The organism is Bacillus sp. TH22, from assembly GCF_016651015.1.
Taxonomy (GTDB): domain Bacteria; phylum Bacillota; class Bacilli; order Bacillales; family Bacillaceae_G; genus Bacillus_A; species Bacillus_A mycoides.
In genome coordinates this window covers 5,187,874-5,207,259 of sequence record NZ_JAEKER010000001.1, presented here as the reverse complement: position 1 = coordinate 5,207,259, position 19,386 = coordinate 5,187,874, and the positions used below count along the sequence as shown (strand labels likewise).

Annotated in this window: 21 protein-coding genes and 3 pseudogenes; 4 read left to right on the top strand and 20 right to left on the bottom strand. The window is 34.1% G+C overall.

Features of this window, described 5'->3' with window-relative positions; genetic code table 11:
* Nucleotides 1-53: 53 nt before the first annotated feature.
* The 9 genes from JFU18_RS26555 to JFU18_RS26515 all read right to left on the bottom strand — a co-directional run bounded on the left by JFU18_RS26555 (nucleotide 54) and on the right by JFU18_RS26515 (nucleotide 7,515).
* On the bottom strand, nucleotides 54-1,373 hold the full coding sequence (locus JFU18_RS26555; protein ID WP_201034131.1) for an aromatic amino acid transport family protein: 1,320 nt from the start codon (nucleotides 1,371-1,373) through the stop codon (nucleotides 54-56).
* A gap of 1,134 nt (nucleotides 1,374-2,507) precedes the next feature.
* Nucleotides 2,508-2,843: an IDEAL domain-containing protein gene (locus JFU18_RS26550; RefSeq protein ID WP_000987460.1), complete on the bottom strand. Its 336-nt coding sequence runs from the start codon at nucleotides 2,841-2,843 to the stop codon at nucleotides 2,508-2,510.
* 125 nt (nucleotides 2,844-2,968) lie between these two features.
* Complete coding sequence (gene saiR, locus JFU18_RS26545) at nucleotides 2,969-3,382, bottom strand: Rrf2-family transcriptional regulator SaiR (protein ID WP_001083471.1); 414 nt, start codon at nucleotides 3,380-3,382, stop codon at nucleotides 2,969-2,971.
* A gap of 194 nt (nucleotides 3,383-3,576) precedes the next feature.
* Nucleotides 3,577-3,711 carry a BA3454 family stress response protein gene (locus JFU18_RS26540; RefSeq protein WP_000573513.1) on the bottom strand — a complete coding sequence of 45 codons (135 nt, stop codon included), beginning with the start codon at nucleotides 3,709-3,711 and terminating at the stop codon, nucleotides 3,577-3,579.
* A gap of 30 nt (nucleotides 3,712-3,741) precedes the next feature.
* Nucleotides 3,742-4,137 carry a transcriptional regulator SpxA gene (spxA, locus tag JFU18_RS26535; RefSeq protein WP_000236196.1) on the bottom strand — a complete coding sequence of 132 codons (396 nt, stop codon included), beginning with the start codon at nucleotides 4,135-4,137 and terminating at the stop codon, nucleotides 3,742-3,744.
* Nucleotides 4,138-4,654: 517 nt separating this feature from the next.
* Nucleotides 4,655-5,221 carry an SGNH/GDSL hydrolase family protein gene (locus JFU18_RS26530; protein WP_002128326.1) on the bottom strand — a complete coding sequence of 189 codons (567 nt, stop codon included), beginning with the start codon at nucleotides 5,219-5,221 and terminating at the stop codon, nucleotides 4,655-4,657.
* A 16-nt stretch (nucleotides 5,222-5,237) separates the two neighbouring features.
* Nucleotides 5,238-6,062, bottom strand: coding sequence for an MBL fold metallo-hydrolase (locus tag JFU18_RS26525; RefSeq protein ID WP_002167930.1), 825 nt, complete (start codon nucleotides 6,060-6,062; stop codon nucleotides 5,238-5,240).
* 28 nt (nucleotides 6,063-6,090) lie between these two features.
* Nucleotides 6,091-6,648 (bottom strand): DUF7010 family protein, encoded by a 558-nt coding sequence (locus JFU18_RS26520; protein WP_201034132.1) that lies wholly within the window; start codon nucleotides 6,646-6,648, stop codon nucleotides 6,091-6,093.
* A gap of 27 nt (nucleotides 6,649-6,675) precedes the next feature.
* Nucleotides 6,676-7,515 (bottom strand): phosphotransferase family protein, encoded by an 840-nt coding sequence (locus tag JFU18_RS26515; RefSeq protein ID WP_002128328.1) that lies wholly within the window; start codon nucleotides 7,513-7,515, stop codon nucleotides 6,676-6,678.
* A gap of 175 nt (nucleotides 7,516-7,690) precedes the next feature.
* Here JFU18_RS26515 and JFU18_RS26510 point away from each other — a divergent pair, with 175 nt between their 5' ends.
* Nucleotides 7,691-7,900 (top strand): hypothetical protein, encoded by a 210-nt coding sequence (locus tag JFU18_RS26510; protein ID WP_000801641.1) that lies wholly within the window; start codon nucleotides 7,691-7,693, stop codon nucleotides 7,898-7,900.
* Between the two features lie 136 nt (nucleotides 7,901-8,036).
* Here the strand turns inward: JFU18_RS26510 and JFU18_RS26505 are convergent, their stop codons facing one another.
* The 4 genes from JFU18_RS26505 to JFU18_RS26490 form a co-directional block, all read right to left on the bottom strand.
* Nucleotides 8,037-8,936: a PhzF family phenazine biosynthesis protein gene (locus JFU18_RS26505; RefSeq protein ID WP_201034133.1), complete on the bottom strand. Its 900-nt coding sequence runs from the start codon at nucleotides 8,934-8,936 to the stop codon at nucleotides 8,037-8,039.
* Between the two features lie 11 nt (nucleotides 8,937-8,947).
* Complete coding sequence (locus tag JFU18_RS26500) at nucleotides 8,948-9,511, bottom strand: GNAT family N-acetyltransferase (protein ID WP_201034134.1); 564 nt, start codon at nucleotides 9,509-9,511, stop codon at nucleotides 8,948-8,950.
* A gap of 144 nt (nucleotides 9,512-9,655) precedes the next feature.
* The gene (locus tag JFU18_RS26495; RefSeq protein WP_201034135.1) at nucleotides 9,656-11,158 is read right to left on the bottom strand and encodes a class I adenylate-forming enzyme family protein; all 1,503 of its coding nucleotides are present in this window, start codon (nucleotides 11,156-11,158) and stop codon (nucleotides 9,656-9,658) included.
* A 210-nt stretch (nucleotides 11,159-11,368) separates the two neighbouring features.
* Complete coding sequence (locus tag JFU18_RS26490) at nucleotides 11,369-11,902, bottom strand: NAD(P)H-dependent oxidoreductase (RefSeq protein ID WP_050001052.1); 534 nt, start codon at nucleotides 11,900-11,902, stop codon at nucleotides 11,369-11,371.
* 124 nt (nucleotides 11,903-12,026) lie between these two features.
* On the opposite strand from JFU18_RS26490, the gene JFU18_RS26485 reads away from it, so the two are divergent.
* Complete coding sequence (locus JFU18_RS26485; RefSeq protein ID WP_002033301.1) at nucleotides 12,027-12,350, top strand: winged helix-turn-helix transcriptional regulator; 324 nt, start codon at nucleotides 12,027-12,029, stop codon at nucleotides 12,348-12,350.
* A 247-nt stretch (nucleotides 12,351-12,597) separates the two neighbouring features.
* On the opposite strand, the gene JFU18_RS26480 is transcribed toward JFU18_RS26485, so the two are convergent.
* From JFU18_RS26480 to sigI, 3 genes are all read right to left on the bottom strand, one after another.
* Complete coding sequence (locus JFU18_RS26480) at nucleotides 12,598-12,864, bottom strand: ArsR/SmtB family transcription factor (RefSeq protein ID WP_000661861.1); 267 nt, start codon at nucleotides 12,862-12,864, stop codon at nucleotides 12,598-12,600.
* A gap of 184 nt (nucleotides 12,865-13,048) precedes the next feature.
* Nucleotides 13,049-14,398, bottom strand: a complete 1,350-nt coding sequence (locus tag JFU18_RS26475; protein ID WP_274606772.1) for an anti-sigma factor domain-containing protein — start codon at nucleotides 14,396-14,398, stop codon at nucleotides 13,049-13,051.
* Nucleotides 14,391-15,113, bottom strand: a complete 723-nt coding sequence (gene sigI, locus JFU18_RS26470) for an RNA polymerase sigma factor SigI (RefSeq protein WP_002128341.1) — start codon at nucleotides 15,111-15,113, stop codon at nucleotides 14,391-14,393. Before sigI ends, JFU18_RS26475 begins: the two co-directional genes overlap by 8 nt.
* 493 nt (nucleotides 15,114-15,606) lie before the next feature.
* Between sigI and JFU18_RS26465 the strand changes: the two genes are divergently transcribed.
* A complete protein-coding gene (locus JFU18_RS26465; protein WP_242488459.1) occupies nucleotides 15,607-15,795 on the top strand; it encodes a hypothetical protein in 189 nt (62 codons plus the stop codon).
* Between the two features lie 85 nt (nucleotides 15,796-15,880).
* Here JFU18_RS26465 and JFU18_RS26460 read toward each other — a convergent pair.
* From JFU18_RS26460 to JFU18_RS29985, 3 pseudogenes are all read right to left on the bottom strand, one after another.
* Nucleotides 15,881-16,244: pseudogene (locus tag JFU18_RS26460) on the bottom strand (hypothetical protein).
* 61 nt (nucleotides 16,245-16,305) lie between these two features.
* Nucleotides 16,306-16,665, bottom strand: a pseudogene (locus JFU18_RS26455) (recombinase family protein); the annotation flags it as partial.
* Nucleotides 16,658-16,726, bottom strand: a pseudogene (locus tag JFU18_RS29985) (Holliday junction resolvase RecU); the annotation flags it as partial. The pseudogenes JFU18_RS29985 and JFU18_RS26455, both read right to left, overlap by 8 nt.
* Nucleotides 16,727-16,855: 129 nt before the next feature.
* Between JFU18_RS29985 and JFU18_RS29980 the strand changes: the two are divergent.
* The gene (locus JFU18_RS29980; RefSeq protein ID WP_242488458.1) at nucleotides 16,856-17,152 is read left to right on the top strand and encodes a hypothetical protein; all 297 of its coding nucleotides are present in this window, start codon (nucleotides 16,856-16,858) and stop codon (nucleotides 17,150-17,152) included.
* A gap of 1,398 nt (nucleotides 17,153-18,550) precedes the next feature.
* Here the strand turns inward: JFU18_RS29980 and JFU18_RS26450 are convergent.
* Nucleotides 18,551-19,294, bottom strand: coding sequence for a M15 family metallopeptidase (locus JFU18_RS26450; RefSeq protein ID WP_201034610.1), 744 nt, complete (start codon nucleotides 19,292-19,294; stop codon nucleotides 18,551-18,553).
* Nucleotides 19,295-19,386 lie beyond the last annotated feature (92 nt).

The following is a 19,386-nucleotide window of genomic DNA, read 5'->3' as shown; positions in this document are numbered from 1 at the left end:
GTCTGTCCCAAAATCGTTCTATTTTATTTTGCATTAGAACTAACAATCGTGAATTAGAATAATGATTTAATACTTGCTAAAACAGTAAGTACACCTACAATAATAACAAATACGTTACTCATTTTCCCTTTGTATTTAGCTAGTACTGGTACTTTATTGATTGCATACATCGGTAATAGACATAAGATAGCAGCAACTAATGGACCGCTTAGAGAATCAATAAGTCCAAGAATACTTGGATTTGTATAAGCAACAAACCAGCATGACAATACAACAAAAGTAAGGACGATTGTCTTAATTGTTTTTTCTTCAATAACTTTCCCACGTGATTTACCGAACTTAATAATCATGTCACGCATTACTTCAAATGCTCCGATATAATGGCCAAGGAAAGATTTTGTAATAGCCACAAAAGCAATGATTGGAGCTGCAATCGTGATTACAGGTGAATTAAGCTCATTAGCAAGATATGAAAGGATTGATAAGTTTTGCTCTTTTGCCATTTTTAAATCCTCTGGAGTCAAGCTTAATGTACTACTCCAAACGAAGAACATAACTACAGCGAATGTCATGATATAACAAACTTTTTGTATTTGCGCACATTTAGCATCAGTAGCTTCTATTCCATACGTAGCTCTCTGTTTTACAACAAATGATGAAATCATAGGTGAATGATTAAATGAGAATACGATGATTGGTAGAATCAACAGTATCGTTCCAAAATATCCTGTTCCTGTTGAAGCAGTAGAAACAGTTGAAAAGCTAAGCATTGACGTATTCCACTGTGGAATTAAAGATATTGCGATAAAAAATAGAGAAGCTATGAAAGGATACACTAGCATACTCATGATCTTTACAGTAATATCTTGACCAAAATTCAGTATAGCGATAAGACCAAGAACTAATACAAGTGATAAAATAGCCCTTAGAGGCTCTGGCATGTGCAATTGATGCACGATAAAACTACTTGCAGTATTTGTAAGCGCAACCGAATACATTAGCACGATTGTATAAATTGAACCGAAATATACGATGTTAAAAATGATACTTGCTTTATTTCCGAAATACTCTCTAATTGTACCTGTGATCCCCTCATCAGCAGAATTAGAAGCGTATATCATTTTAGCAAGTGCCCTATGTGAGTAATACATAACTGGATATGCAAGCAATGTAATTAGTAGTAATGATAATAAACCACCTGAACCTGCATTAATCGGTAAAAAGAGCACCCCTGCTCCAATTGCAGTTCCAAATAGGATCAATGCCCATGTAGTATCCTGCTTATGCCACTTTTTCGGATCTGCATATTGCTCATTTTCTAGTGCGATATTTTCAGCTTGAACTTCTATTTTCTTTGCAGTATTCCCGTTCATATAATAACTCCCCCTTGTATCCTATTCTTGCGTATCTCTTTATAGCTAACGAACATTCCCTTTTTTCGGAAAATAAATTCCTTACAAGTTGCCCCACATTGTATGTCCTTCATCATAATGAATCCAAATTGAAACATTCGCTAGTTAGCGTTCACAAAAAAGTTTACTCGTACTATCCGCTCTTTATATAAAGACCGCTTAAGAGAACAATATTGAATAGACTTCATAAATACGTTGCAACATTTCTAATAACAGTGTGTTACTTTAATGGTTTCTCTTACTTACTTGTAACAGTAATTTTAGATAAACCGGCCTCTCTTCATTTATGAGGCATTTCTTTCTCAATTCTATACATCACTTTCATAACTTCGGCAGCATTTATGGTATTGATTACACAAGCCACTGAAGCACTTTACATACATTTCGCCTCTAATCACACGCCTTTCTTTCTATTAATCGCATTTTTTATATTTTCTCCAGAGATCATAAAATTTCTCTCGACGCCCTCATTATAACGTGTATATTTATAAAATTAATATTTTTATATTTCCAGAAATATCTAATGGATATAATTTTACATGGATAATAATTTACAGTTAGCATGCAACCCTTGTTCCTATCGCTTATAACGGAATTAATCAGCAAAAAACACAGTAAAATATTGTTTATTCAAGCTACTCATTTTAAAAATATTTATATTCTTCTTTATCTAAAAATTTTATTTTGACTTAAAAAAGATATTCTAATAAATAATTAACGTGGTTAAAAAGAAATTTCTTTTTAAATACATAAACCAATTTTTAGGTTATATATTATCAATATTGCATTCATATACATTTTTAGGAAAATACATATTTTAACTTGATGACAATAAGAGAACCGCTAACATTTTGCAAAAATCTTCGCTAAACGAAAAAATAAAATAAGCTGCCCATATGGACAGCTTATTTACATCATTATCATTGTTAGGAGTGGGCAAACGAATCACTTCAATGTCATCTTAATTTTAGTTTTTTCAACTCTTCTTCAGGGATATTTCTATGTTTGTATTGAATGGGTTTTATTTCATTTCCTTTTAGATGATATTATTGCTTATTGCACGATCCAACCTATTAAAAACGAATAATGTAATCTTTAAAACCCCTCATTAACTAGCTCTTTTATCAAGTTTAATTTTGCAGAGAGCTCAATAAACCATTCTTCATCCCCTGTTAATAATGCAAGGTCTATAAGATAAAGGATTTGCTCCTTATTTATTACCTTTGATTCAGGGAGTTTGTTAACATGTTTACTAAAGAGTAAAATCGCTTCGTTCATTGTGTACTTGTCGTCACGTTTCACAATGCTAACTGTAACTACACCTTCCACTTCATCAAGTGATACAATGTAACCAACTATGAATTCACCCTCATTTGATATTCCACGAACCCAATCTCCCACTTTTAAAACATGATTATTATTTGACATCATACTTTTTCACCTGCTTATAAATATTTTTTGTAACGATAAAAAAGATATAAAAACCAATTTAAACTGTAATGTTTTTTATTACATTTATTTTTTAAGAACTCACGGCTACATAATAATTAAGCCGCTTAACGTTCTTGATTAATAAGATCAACAACTTCTTTCATTGTATAATTCTTTAAATATTCACCTAGATGTTCTTCCGCACCTAAGAAAATAGCAAAAAGAACTTTCCGCATGTTCGAACCTACAATACACTGATCATTTGATTCTGGACACTTCGGCTGCAATGCCCCTTCAGAGGTTATTTGATACATATTCCAAAGATTAATTTCACTTAAATCACGGGCAAAAATAAAACCTCCACCCGTTCCCTCTTTTGATTGTATAAACTTATGTTTTTTTAACAAACTTAGCACTTTGCGAATGCGTACTGGATGAACACCTGCACTTTCGGAAATAGCATTACTTGTTGACATCCGATCTGGCTGTAAAGCTAAATAAGTTAAACTGTGAATGGCCAAGGTAAAGTCGCTGTTCATTGTTGTCCTCCTACGATAAAAAATATGATTTCTCGTTTAGTAACATACTGTAGCCATAAATATTACAGATAGGTTAGTCAAACGTTAAAATATATAAGAAGCATGCTTAGCATGAAAAAATAAATTCCTTTATATTCTATCAGAACTCCCCTATATCTCCTAACTTCATTTAGCTTTTTAAGTTGCAAATAAATTTAAACAGTCCACTGTTTCTTAACTTGTTCTTCTGCCAATTGTTTAATTTTTGTCCAAATCGTATCTTTACTCACAATAACATTTGTGTGATAGTTTCTATCTTTATAATTAACTGTAACACATACTTCAATCACTTCTGTTTCCTCCTTTCAAAATATTACTTATTAATTAGCCATTTTTTGCAATTCTATATTCAAAAATGTTCGAACGCTACGCGGTAAAAATTTGCGAATTTCTTCCTCATTAAAACCAACCTGTAATCTTTTTTCATCCAGCATAATTGGACGACGTAACATTTGAGGATACTCAATTATTAATTTATAAAACTCATTAAGCGAAAGCGCCTCAATATTTATATTTAATTCCTGAAAAGTTTTAGATCTAGTTGAAATAATTTCAGTAGCACCATCTTCAGTTAAACGAAGAATGGATTTAAGTTCATCGACTGTAAGAGAATTTGATACGATATTTTTTTCGGTATAATCAATTTGATGTTCTTCAAGCCATGCTTTTGCTTTTCGGCATGAACTACAGCTTGCTGTCGTATATAAAATCACCATATTTTACACACTCCTTTTCTTTTTAAATTATTATATAGATTATTGAAATGTATTAAAAAAAATTACAGTTCAGAATGAAATACACGTTATATTATTCATTCGAGAATATTTAATTTATCTGTTTTTCACAAAAAATAGCAACTCACTTCTAAAAACTATACTGTAATTTTAAACTTTACAGTTCAATTAATCAACTGTTAAGTCTTGGATACATTCCATTAGCGGAACAAATCATTTTCTTTTGTACGAATGTCTCATAGTGTTACGGCTAACCACCTCTTTAAAGTACATTTTATCCCGCTATTTGAGTGCACCGCCTCAAAATTTGGCAAGAGCAAAAAAGTTAGGTCGAAGTCGGGCTCCCCTTAATAACCCAATTGGTAAGGTCTAATTATATTTCACTTTATTCATTTCATTCTTACATGTGCTACTATGAAATATAATTAGCATAATAAAAGCTACTGCATTGTAGGAGGAAATACGCGAACAAAAAAGCAAAGCGCCCACGCTTTGCTTCCTACAAAATCCCTTTTAACTTTTCACAAATTAACTTCGCTAAATATTCATAACCTTGTGGTCCGAAGTGTAAACCGTCCTTTTCATCATCTTCTACAAATCTCTTATAATCCTTTTCTTGAATCATTTCAGCGTACAAATTTAGAAAATGACTTCCTGTTTCTTTCGCCACTTCCTCAACCACATTTGCATATTGACCGAGTACTTCATTCGTTCTATTATGTTGCCTTGCTTCATCAACTGGTGCAGGACTAATAAGTAATACTTTTTCTGATGAAATCGCACTTACAATTTTCTCTAAATTTTCTTTGTAAGATTGTAATGGCACTGGATCAAATAACACCGAATCATTCGTACCAAGAAAAACTGTTACAAAGTCTGGTTTATGTGATAGTACATCATCTTCAACCCTATGTAACGCATCGAACGTATTATCGCCCGGCCCCCCCGCATTTACCACCTTCCAATTTGGAAACATCTCTTGCAGACGCGGTGTTAACCTTGGCGTTCCATCAAAAAACGTTTCATCAGCTGTAATACTATCACCGAAGCATACTAACGTTTTCATAGAGCTAATTCTCCTTTCACGTACGAAATAACTTTCCTTCTACCGCCTTAATATATCTTTCAGCAGAACGTTCCACTGCCTCATTTGCATTCTCTTTCACTACTCCGTGAAAAGCATTATATAAACGATTAAACTGTAATGGCTTCACTCGATTCGCCATTTCCTCCACTTTTCTCGCTGGCAATGGAATTAAGTTTGGATAGCTGTACATGAAACTCACCCACTGCTGATCCGCTACGACTTGAATAATATCACCTGTTAATAAAATACCTTTCCCATCATTTCCTTCTTCCCAATGTAATACAGAACCGCCGCTAAAATGTCCTCCGAGACGATGAATAGTAATTCCGTCCGCTAATTGTAAAGACTCACCAGACCAATAAATAATACGACTACTCGGGCGTACTACCCACTCTTTATCGTCTTCATGTATATAAATTGGTACATCAAACGTTTCTGCCCATTCTACTTGTATCGAATAATAATGAGGATGAGATAGTGCAATCGCATCTAACCCGCCCCACTCTTTTATCTTCCCAATTGTCGTTTCATCTAAATAAGTAATACAATCCCATAATAAACGATAGGAATCTGTTTTTATGACAAATGCTGTTTGACCGATCGCAAATTTAGGTTTTGTCGTAATGCTATAAAGTCTATGCTCTTCTTCTATTATTTCATTTTTATATGTATCACTCGTTCGCAAGTTTTCTAAAGTCGTCCAAGACTGCCCTTTCGGATTCACATATTGTCTCTCCTCATCACAAATAACACAACTTACCGGTTCTTCCACACTCGCTGCATACTGTACGCCGCACGTTGTACAAACGAAATTTTTCATAATAATTCCCCCTATCCATATATTTTTATTAAGCTGATTTTTGTTGATAATGATCTATTTTTTTATTTTCAATTAATAAACCTATTAGAGTTAGTAAGTAGACAGCTGTAACTGACAATGGAATTACAGTAAATCCATTGTCAGCAAAAAGAATCCCGCAAACTGACGTTACGAATACGGTCCCTACTGACAGTAAACCATAACTTTTACTTTCATAAATCCATACGTACGGTACAAAATGAACACCTATTAACATCGCTGCTACAAAAGGTAACCACTCTGGAAATTGAAAATAGGCAAGTAACACAAACGGAATATTTAATACATTTATCCCGCCAATTACTCCTGCTAAAGTCCCGAGCGGATTTCCTTTCGCAAACATATCAATTTTTAATATGGCAGCTATCATTAGGCCGCAAGGAAACACACACCCCATACCAATTAAATACACCCACACAACTTGCTTTTCTGAAAGAAGAACACCCGTTATACTCGCTACAACCCAAAATAAAATACCAGCTATTATAACTGGAAATCCTTTTTTCGTTCTTTGTGCTAAATCTCGTTTTGCTTCTGCTATGTTCATTTCACTATCTCCCCCAAACTATTTGTACTATAAAGCCGGCTCAATTTCGCCCATCCAATAACGCCAAGCTATTAAGTAATCTTCTAAATCTTTCGGGTGGTGTCTTACACATGTATCTATACGCAAATATAATCCTATTACTATTTCTTCGTATAAATCTCGTTCTGTTTTATGAAATACACATTGCTTCATCACATAATCAATCGTTTCTTTCGTTACATCTTCCGGAGTTGAACAGAACGCATAAATTAAATCATATAAAGGATCTCCTAAAATAGGTAACGGATCAATTACCCCATGTAACCTATTCTGCCGAAATATAAAATTATGAAATCCGAAATCACCATGTAATAAAAATGGCTGATTTACTCCGGCATCCCTATTTGCTAGTTTAAGAACAATTCTATAATCTTCCTCACTTATGTAACGTCTTACATTTTCATAAGCTTCCATCACATTTGCCGTTAAAAATTCATTCCAACATTGAACCGGACTTTCTTTCCATCCCCAGCCTTCTGCCTCTGGAACCATTTTATACTTATTGATAACTTCTTTTACAAGTGTACGAAGCGTACTTCGTTTATATCCTTGTTTACACGAAGTATTACCTTCAAGGAAAGAATACACGAAATATGTATGTAAAGGTTCCTTATACAAAAGCTTTGAAAATAAACTATTCTCCTCATAAAATGAGAGAAAATTAGCTTCTTCACGTATTACTTCCGCTTCATTCAACTTTACTACATATTTTTCGTCCAACAAATATACAGTACTTGTCGTTCCTCCGTTCAACGCTTTTACGCTATTTGGATAATTTGAAATAACTTTCTCCTTAACTAGTTGTGCAGCAATTATTGAAATGTCCATTCCCTCACCCTTTAATTCCGAAGATTCCCTTAATTCAAAAGACAACTTTACTATTATTTGACAAACAAATAGGAAATAACTTCCAAAATCTTAATATAACAAAAAATCATTTACTTTTATATTTCAAAAATAAGGAAATACTAACAACAACGTTACATACATATAGGAGGACACTATGAAACCTGAATTTTTAAAAGCTGTACATGATGCCATTGGAAATATCGAACACATTCATATTGAAGAAAGCGGTGCTGACAGCTTACTTATCCATCATGATGATGCACAGCAGTTACAACAAGTCGCTAAAACGTTAGAAAACAACAATTTCCGCTCTGCTTTAAGAACAACTGGAGATGCTTCGTATATTGAAGTGTTGAACAGATAATGAAAGTCTGGATGTATTCCGGGCTTTCTTTTTTCTCCCGCTATTTGCCGGGCAGTAAGACCCCCACCTCAAAATTCAGCGGAAATAAAGAAGTTAGGTGGGGGATGAACACCCTCCCACTGATTAAAGTTTCACTTTATATTGAAACTTCAAACTCCTTCACATACACCGCTGTTCCAGCAATATCTATTTGTAACTTCTCATTTTCTACATCTTTCGTTACATAAACCGTTACACGACCATCTTTATTTATTTCCTGTCCTTGCTCAATGATTAACTCCAGTTCATGGTCAAAATTTTTCTCCAAATACGTCGCATAATACGCTCCCATTACCCCTGAAGCTGTTCCTGTCACTGGATCTTCAATCGTTCCAGAATAAGGTGATGAAAAATGACGACCGTGCATTTGCACCTGTTCATCATAAGTTTCTAGACAAACTGGATGGATAGAAGCCTTAGGTATTTCTTTTAATACCGCTGGAAACGCCTCATTTTTAGGTTTCATTCTTTCACATGCATCTAGATTTTTAATTGGTACAATTACAGTCCAGTTCCCCGTACTTCCATATACAATTGGTACACTTGCATCTAAATCAGTTACTTCTAACCCGATACTATGAGCTAATTCTTCTTTTGAACCTGCAAAATCTTTAAACTGAGGTGCTGCCTGCCTCATTTTAATAAAGGTTTCTCCATTTTCATTTGCACCTATTTGTATTGGTAAAATACCTGCCTTCGTTTCAATCGTAAGGTTTGTTTTTTCTTCTAATAAACCTCTTTCACGCAAGGCATATATAGTTCCAACTGTTCCATGACCACATAAATCCATTTCAAACCCTGGTGTAAAATAGCGCATTCTTATATCTGCTACTTCTGAAGAAAGAACGAAAGATGTTTCGTTAAATCCAACTTTTTCAGCAATACGCTGCATGTCCTCTTCCGTTAATCCATCCGCCTCTAGTACAACACCTGCTGGATTTCCCATATTTGGTTTATTCGTAAATGCGTCGTAATGAAATACGTTTATAGTCTTCATTTTTTATCCCCTTATTTGTTCGTTTCATTATTTTTATAATAAATAAGAAAATCTGCCCACTTACCATTCCCCATAGAAAATGCCTCTCTCGTACATTCAAATGAAAAACCAGCTCTTTCTGCAAGACGAACGGATGGCTCATTATCGATATGTATATGTAATTCGATTCTATGAAAGTGAAGGCCATTAAAAAATAACGGCAGCGCAGCTATTACACTTTCTGCTCCGTATCCATTTTTCCAATGTTGATTATGAATAGAGTAACCCATCATCGCCCATTGATAGTCCATACGTAAAATTTTTATAAGTTCTAGCTTTCCAATATTGGCGCCATCTTCTTTCTGAAAAATACCTAGAACGTACATTTCATCCCGTCTTGCCGCCTCATCAAATCCTCTTATCCATTCCGTAAACCATTCTTTCGTTGAAGACGACATGTCATGATAGCCATCATCGTATTTATATTGAGATGGTAACCTCTTATTGAATCCATCTAACCAACTTTCATAATCCTCTTTTTGAAATGGACGAATAATCAGTCTCTCTGTCTCTACTTGTAATAGTGGCAGCTTCATTTATATCTCTTCCTTTAATTGTTAATTGAATATTCTTTATTATCTTACACAAAATACAAAATCTAGTAAATCATTATGTTTTTTATAAACAAAAATCCAGTTATGCTTTTTACATAACTGGATTCTTCATTATTTAATAACCTTTTATTTCACAAGAAAAACATCCCTTAATTCCCTCTTCAACACTTTCCCTAAAGCGTTTTTCGGTAATTCGTCCATAAATACAACTTCTGGTATTTTATAGCTTGCTAGTTTTTCTTTACAATGCTGAATAATCTCTTCTTCTGTTAAAGACGTTTCAATGTCCTTTACAATGTAAGCTGTTGGAACCTCCCCCCAAAAGTCATTTGGAATCCCAACTACTGCAACTTCTAAAACGCCATTTATTTCATGAATTACATCTTCTACTTGATCTGGATATACGTTGTCACCACCGCGTACGATAACGTCTTTATATCTTCCCATAATATGTAGAAATCCATCATCATCTATCATACCGGCATCACCCATGTTAAACCAATTATCTTTTACTACCTTCTTTGTTGCCTCTTCATTATTCCAATATCCTTTAAACATGTACGGGCTTTTCACGTGAATCTCTCCAACTTTATTTGTTGTTAGCTCATCACCTGTTTCTGGATGAACAATTTTCAGCTCTACATGTTTCAAAGTTTTCCCTACAGAAGACATTTTTTCTTTTCCCATATTTGGATGCCAAGAAGTTACTACCCAACCTTCTGTACTCCCATAACCTTGCACCATATAAATGCCTTTTTCCATATATTTTTGAATGAGTGTTTCTGGCACCTTTGTACCACCACTTTGCGCTACTTTAAAGGCCGAAATGTTGCGCTCTTTTTTATCTAATTCATCAAGCATGTAACTATAAACAGCTGGGAACGCAAGCATTGTAGTAATTTTCTCTTCTTCAATCTTATCCCAAATAAGAGTAGGATTCGAATCAGCTAAAAAGACCATCGTAACGCCATGATAAATACAATTTAAAATAGAAAGCACGCCACTCATATGAAACAATGGGTGCACTGATAAAAAGCGTTCACCTGCTGGAATTTCTCTTTGCCCCGCAATTTCAGTAAAATAATGGTGTAAGTTTTTATGACCAATTACACATGCTTTTGCCTGTCCAGTCGTTCCTGAAGTAAATAAGTAAATGGCATCATCATCTTCATGAACTTCCACATTCGGCTCTGTTATTGGCTGTTCCTTTAATTTTAATTCAAATGAGCCAAATCCTTCTTTTGTCGTCTCAATTACATAAGGAATTTCTTTAACTCCATTAATCTTTAATACAACTTCACTAAATTCATCATCAATAACTAATACTTTTAATCTCGCTTCTTTTACAATCGATTCTAATTCATAAGCAGTAAGTTGATGATTAAGCGGAATAAATATCGCTCCAATTTTTAAGCTTGCCATCATAACGCTTGGAAACGGATGATTATTCTTGCATAGAATTCCTATACGATCCCCTCTTTTCACACCGGTATGTAACAAATAATGTGCAAGCTGATTTACTCGTTCATTATACTGCTGAAACGAATACCTTTTCTCTCCACCGATAAGCGCTTCCAAATTTGGTGACTGCATTGCTCTTTTTTCTAATAATTGTCGCATCGTTCTCAAGTAAAACTCCCCTTTATATATGTTAGGATTTTATTTTACCAGATTAATTATTAATTCACTAAAGATTAAACTTAGTGAATTTAAATGAAGTGAATTTTTAGTCGATGTGGGGTGTTCATCCCCACTGATTATTAGTCCACACCTTACGGGCGGTTAATGCGGGATAAACAAAAATAGCCATCTACTTAACCAGTAAATGGCTATTTCTCCTTATATATTAGAAAACTCCTTATTCATCACATATTTCACATACTCAGGTGCACTTTTGTCAATCTCTTCATCACTGATTTCATATTCCGCACCATATAAATAAAATGATGGTATAAATTCCATTCCTGTATATAAGCTCGTAGCGTGGAATGGTTTCGTTAATTCATCCATTGTAATTCCGCTATTTTTATAGTCTTTTTCTAACCCACCTATAGAAATAGCTACACCAAATTCTTTCCCCTTCACTTTATCCCCTTTTGATCCGTAGGCAAATCCATATGTTAATACATCATCGAACCATTTTTTTAATAATGGTGGTGAGCTATACCAGTAGAGTGGAAATTGGAATATATATCGGTCGTGCTCTACTAACAGCTTTTGTTCTTCTTCAATATTAAACTCCCAATTTGGTGCCGCTTTATATAATTCATGCACCGTTATTTCATCCGAATGTTTCTCAAGTTCTTCGATCCATCTTTTATTAATTCGAGACTTTTCAATATCAGGATGTGCTACAATTACAAGTGTTTTCATATATTTTCTTCCCCCTTATAAATAATTCAAACGCTTTAGTATTAGTATGAATGAGTCACATATAATTGAAAAGTACGTACTTTAAAGTGCTATAGGAACCTTAAAGTACCTTTGGAGGTGTTATATGAATCAAAATGATAATTGCCCAATCGCAACGACACTCGACGTGATCGGGGGAAAATGGAAAATTCATATTTTATGTGTTTTGGCGGATGGAAAAATGCGAACAAATGAAATAAAACGAGAAATTCCAAACATTACACAAAAAGTTCTCACACAGCAACTTCGGCAACTTGAGGCTGATGGGATTATCCATCGTACTGTATATCAAGAAGTACCACCAAAGGTTGAGTACACAATAAGCGAACATGGAAAATCTTTAATGCAAATTATGGATGAACTATTTGAATGGGGAAAAGACCATCAGATCAAAAGATTACATGACTAAAAAAACTACCCAATTCTTTACATACTAGTGGGAATGGCACATCACTATCAAGCTAACAAAAAGACCCTAATAAGAAAACTTTCATTTTTATAATCCATTTAAACTTTAGCTTGATAGTGATACGGCAAGACCCTAATAAAGAAATGTATTAAACAAATTAAAAACAACAACACATACGACTAATGTTAATAAGAAAATTATAGTCGCTGAATTGCTTACTTAATTTTGAAATCTAAACAGTTACCCTTTAAGCCAAGCTTAATAATATCGCTTTTGTACGATTATCTGTTACTTCATAATAAATTTCTAATCCTTTCCGAGTACCTGTAACGACTTTAGTAGCTTTTAGTTTAGATAAATGTTGACTAATTGTACTTTGAGGCATTTGTAATGTTTCATACATTGTCGTTACGTTAATAGGACCTTTTGCAAGCATTATCTTTACTAATGATAAACGGACAGGATGCGCCAACACCTTTAATACTTCAGTGATTTCTTCATACATTTCTTTCATATTTTTTCTCCCCTTTTATATAACTATTAATGATATCCATATATATAATTCGAAAGGATATACGATTTTATGTCCGTCATTTTAAAAAAATGTTAAAAAATATCTTCAGATGGAAGGAATCTCCCCTCCGTTCAATATTCTATAGATTTTTCTTTCACTCGATATTATGTGGTAGGAGCTTTCCTTACTGAGACCCTCTACCATTGTTCCCTTGCTGATTCCCATTATTTCCTTGTGATCCTCTACCGTTGTTCTCTTGCTGATTCCCACTATTTCCTTGTGATCCTCTTCCGTTGTTCCCTTGCCCATTCCCATTATTCCCTTGCGATTCTCTTCCGTTGTTCCCTTGCCCATTCCCATTATTCCCTTGCAATTCTCTTCCGTTGTTCCCTTGCCCATTCCCATTATTCCCTTGCGATTCTCTTCCGTTGTTCCCTTGCCCATTCCCATTATTCCCTTGCGATTCTCTTCCGTTGTTCCCTTGCTGGTTTCCATTATTCCCTTGTGACCCTCTGCCGTGGTTTCCTTGCCCATTTCCATTATTTCCTTGTGACTCTCTTCCGTTGTTCCCTTGCCCATTTCCATTATTTCCCTGTGACCCTCTACCCTGGTTTCCTTGCCCATTTCCATTATTTCCTTGTGACCCTCTGCCGTGGTTTCCTTGCCCATTTCCATTATTTCCTTGTGATCCTCTTCCGTTGTTCTCTTGCTGATTCCCATTATTTTCTTTTATTTGCTTCGGTTGTTGTTCATTAGATTGCTTTTGTTCTATATGCTCTTTCTTCTCGTTGCTTTCTTCTTTTACAGGAGATGCGTCCGATGATGCATCAGAAGATGACTTTTGTTGTTCTTGATTAGACGGAGGTGCAGGTGGAGTAAGCGATTTTTGCTTCTCATTCTCTTGCTTTATATAAACGCCCGTTCCAACCCCTGCTTTCTTGGCATCCCCCCGCATTTGCATCGTACTGCTTTGATATTCAACTGTAATATGTTTTATCTCATACTCTTTCTTTAATTCCTGCATAACCTTTTCCAACTGTGGTTCTAGCGAATTGTCCTTTGTAACAGCTGTTAGCATAACTTGCTTATCATTCGTTAAGTACTTATCCTTTTGACTCTGCTTTATAATAGTACGTATTACGTCTTGCAGATGCTTATTTTCCCACCCTTTCATTTCTTTTAAAATACGCCTTCCATCATCATTACAAGCCCGCAAATCTATAACACGAAGATCTTCCGTTACGCTCGCCTCTAAACTTGGATTTATATCAACTGAGACATAAGCAAACACTTTTTCTTCCGGTTGATTGTAGAAAAACAGCAATACGCATAGAAAACCAGCAACAATTACTGTTGTAGGCTTTAAGAAAGGTGGCATTGAAAAACGCGGTGCTCTTTGCTCTTGTTCGTTAAACGAGATTTCCTCTCCGATCATGTAAGAGTGTACTTTTCTTTTAAACGTAATAAACTCTCCATTTGGAGTTAAAACAACTACGTTATGTTTCTTTATATCCATCACAATTCCTTTATTCATCATGCTTCTCCCCTCTTATATAATCCAGAATATATGTATAGTTGTTTGCAAAGATAATACACATCGCAATAATGTATTTTCGATGTCGCTCCAACGTTTTACGACTTACCCTAACACGTGGTTCAATATGTTTAAGGGGTAACTTTTTCTTTCGGAACAGCTCTTCCATCATTTTCTCGTCTTTTATAATAATCTTTACAATTTCTATTAAGTGCTCACGCGTATCACGATGCTTAGGGGATTCCTTAGCAAGCTCTGAAAATGTGATTTTAAACTCAGCTAGCACACTTTGAAAATGAAGAATTTCCTCCTTACGGTTACTATTTTCCATCTCTTTCATATACTCCGTAAGCGATACTTGTATTTCTAATATTTCCTCTTGCTTATCTTCTTTTAAAAAGACAAGATTATGCTTAGACTCCTTGCGTATATAGTCAATTACATCTCTTTTTATAAGAAGATCAGCAAACGCCAGAAAAGATTTTCCTTTTTTATATGAATACTGTTCAATTGCTTCGTTAAACGCAAACAATCCAATACTATATTCATCATCCTGTTCTGTAATGTACCTGCGGCAGACAGACGAGATTGATTTTCTAATAAACGGCTGATACTGTACGATAAAAGCTTCCTTATCTCCTCCGTTGTTTTGTATGTTAAATACGATATCTTCTATTTTCGTTTTTTTTAAGATTTTCATTACTAAACTCAACACTAGTAATCTCCCTGCCTCCTTCTGCTTCAAATAGCAAAATGGCCACTAAACAAGTGACCATTTAACCACATTTTCTTAGTACTTTTCTTTGGGCTTGTCTTCTTGCTGGTGCTCATATTTTTCGAGGCCGACTTTTTATATGACTATTTTTTCCACTTTTACTACTTTCTTGTTTTCTTTTGCAATACCACTTGTTCTTCTTGCTCTTTTCTATTTTAGCTGCAATCTTTGAATAACTCTTCGCTATATTTTTGGTAATTTTAGCTTTTTCTTTCATTTATTTTCTTCTACTTATATATATTCGAAGGAACAAATAATTTTATGGGGGTCAAAAAAATATTTTTTATAAAATAGTTATTTTTTCAAAAATAAAAACCATCAATTGGAAGAAACTCGTTATAACTCCTCCTTATGGTAATTCCTTTGTAAACCTTTTTATTTAAATGTATAATTGTATTAAAAGTCTAAAATTTCAGAATCAGAGGGCAGCGTCATGAAAAGTTTTGGTACGTTAGTAATCTCTACCGTCATTTCAGCAGGCTTAGTGTATTATAATATCGATTCCTTTTATAATAAATTTACATCCGGGAATACATATTACTGGGTAAACGGTATCCTAGCTGCTGGATTCCTTATATCCTTAATTATCAACATAAAAGATATCATCAAGAAAACTACATAACTTCTGAATCAAATTAAGGAGCCTATTATGGTTCCTTTTTCTATGCAAAATAAAAAAGCAGCTGTTAAGCTACTTTGAATTCTTCTTATCCCCAAATGAAATGATATATATATATTCTCCCGTTACACGTTCATTAATTCCAGCGATCCTAGCGAATCTCATTAAGTCCGCCCCTTGAAGAAAATACACCGAGATCGTGACTGGTACTTGTGACCACATGAATTGATAAAGCTCATTCACTCTCTGATTCGTCGAAACGATTAAATCATTTACAGGTCCATGATTCCATGCAGAGGTTTGAACGGAAGGTCTTTCCCATTAACCACTATTCTTACCACACTTTGAGTTATGTCCACAACAATCCCCTCCACCATTACAAAATTCAAGCCTGTTTCTATACTCATATTCTTGATTAATAATAAATGTTTAAGGCAAACCCCTATTTTCATTTCTACTCAAAAACAATTTATTTGATAAAATAAAAAAGCAGCGGATTCGCTGCTTTAAAATCTACATAACTCCCTTTTCTTTTGCTCTCTCATAAAGAACCGTGCGGCTTACACCTGTAACTTCACATATCTTCTTTACTGTAAACTTGTTTTCCTTTCGGTTTGCAAGCAGATCTAAAGCATGTTCCATATTAGGACTATCATCATCGTACTTCTTAGGGCGCCCTTTATAAACACCACGCTCTTTAGCTAGTTCAATACCTTCTCGTTGCCGCATTCGAATTAGGTCACGTTCTAACTGATTAACACCAGCCATTACAGTGAGTAGGAAAGTGCTGTATGGATTATCGCTTGTAGTATCAAGCCAATTGTCTTTTAACGACTTAATAGAAGCGCCTTTTTCTTTAATTGTTTCTATGATACATTTCATTCGCTAGATTGATAAGCATTTTAAATGCCATCCCACGGTTTCCGAGTCCCATTGTTATTCCTCGCTTTCTATTAAAAGGATTATTTTGTTAAAAAATTGATTCTAATTTATAACCTCTATCTTTTTCCTTCATTTCCCATTAAAATTGAGTAAAACTATTTCGAAAACATAGGAGAAAGCTATGAAGCATAACCTCAATCTATGGTCCTTTATATGCTCTTTGATTTGCGTTGGACTATTCCGTTTATATTTTGAAATTCCACTTGAATTATTCAAATTTTTCACGGATTCATTACACATTCACCCTTTATTTATATTACTAGTTTTAACAATAGGAACTTTTTCTGTCGGCATTATAGGATTTTCTAAGATGAATAATTGGATTGCGATGCTTAGGAGTGTAGCAACAGTCTTACTAACATTGTTATTATCAGTGTTTTTAACACTAACTTTGATTGTGGGTTATGCATTAAGTTAAACGTAGTTTTTTATGAGTAAAACTCAATATTCCGTCAATAATATAGATGACATTAGATTTTTCTCCTTGTTCCCCCTTGGAGATGAGCAGTTAGTTTTTGCTAACTGCTCTTATATTTATAACAAAGATAAGATTCTTTAGAATGATTCTTCTTTATTTCTCAATATAAGGAGCCTTGGATTTTCATTAAAACTCCTGTAGTATATGAACAAAGAGTAAGGTAAGAGTTACTCTTTGCCATTTTAGGAAAGGTTCTGTTGGAAACAACAGGACCTTTTTTCGTAAAGAGATGGTTTTGTTTAATTTCTCACCACTAACCACAAAAAATATCTTATAATCGTTATATACTAAATTAAAATAATAGATTAGGAGTAGATCAAATGCCAGTTACACTAGAACTTATTCTTTTCATTCTTCTAGCAATTAGCGCTATTGGCTATTTAGTAAAAGAATTTCAAAAAACTAGGAAAAAACACTTGGAATTTCACTAGAATTCTTGGTTCTTTTCTGGTCAATATGGAGAATATCGACTATCATAATCTGATTTGTAAAACATGAATTCCTTCGAATAAAAATCAATATTATGTCCATAATGTTGATAGGCTGTATGCCAAAATCCATTTAGTTTTCTCTGTATCTCCTTGTATTGAGCAGTTAGTTTTTGCTAGCTGCTCTTTTATTTATGAAAAAAGATAAAAATTTTTATAATGATTCTTCTTTATTTCTCAATATAAGGAGCCTTGGATTTTCATTAAAACTCCTGTAGTATATGAACAAAGAGTAAGGTAAGAGTTACTCTTTGCCATTTTAGGAAAGGTTCTGTTGGAAACAGCAGAACCTTTTTTCGTGATTTAAAGGTACTAAGACAAAATGAAATATTTACCATGAAGGTAATTGTTAAATATTTTACGCTTATACAGTATAATAGAATAGTTATTGTGTATTGGCATTAAGAGGAGCGTCCTGATTAAGCGCTTCTCTTTTTTTATAAAATAGCTCCAAATTACTTGGACACATTTACCAGTTTATTCAACACAAATATCATGTTAAAATCCCATGTGAATACGACATAACTCAACTTGGTGAATCCCTGTAATATTTCCTATAGGGCTTCTTTTTTACAAGCAGTTATTTCATTACGCTGACTACCTTGTTGTGCAAAATAACGATTTTGTTCACTTTTTTGATACATTTATAAAACATTCATATGTTATCTTCAGTAAGTTCTATCTCCTTTATAATATTGTGTGAAGTATACCAACGAACGAAGCCTAAAAAACTCTAATGAAGTGATGAAAAATACCTAATTTCTCTACAAAACATTGAGAAATTAGGCTTTTTAATAGAAAAAGTAGCATTCATAAACAATGAATACAGTTTAACTCTTCAATTCTATTTTCACAGATTCATATATTCTTCTAAAGTCAGTTTTTCCTTATATATATTTTCAGCAATATCTCCTACATAGCGAATATGCCAAGGTTCATATGCATAACCCGTAATACTTTCCTTCCCCTTAGGATAACGAATGATAAACCCTGCACGATGCGCGTTTTCTTTCAGCCATTTTCCTTCCTTCGTATTCGCAAAGGATAGCTCTAGTTCATTGTTCGCACTTTTAGAAGAAACATCCATCGTTAACCCTGTTTGATGTTCGCTATGCCCTGGCTTTGCAGAGAAGCGATCCGTATGCTCTTGCCCTTTCTTTTTAACATTGTTGGCATACAGGCCTTTTTGATACTCATAGGAACGAAATCCTGAAACAGCATTCAACTGGATCCCATCTTGCTTAGCTAAAAGGAATAGTTTTTCTAACGCTTCCGCTGCTTCTTTACGAAGATGACTCTTTTCTACCGTTCCACTAAATGAGAACGGTACATTTGGTACAACTAAATCCTCTGGCATATAGTCTTCGGGTAAACCATATTCCTTATTTACTACAGCCTGTATACTAGCAAAGGAACTTGCTATCTTATTTGAGGTCCCATTTTGCTTACTATTTTTTTCTTTATTTATGGAGTTTTCACTAGTTTCATGGTTTGTCTTATATGGTTCTTTACCAATAGATATATTGTTGTAAATGATAAAGATACCTAACATTACTACTATACAAGTTAAGGTTCCTACTAATTTAAGTCTCATCATTCATTTCCTTCCTGCAACTCCTACTGTTACTCATTCATCATACTTCAACCATATCAAATCCATATTAATTCCCTGTGAACTTTTCTTCA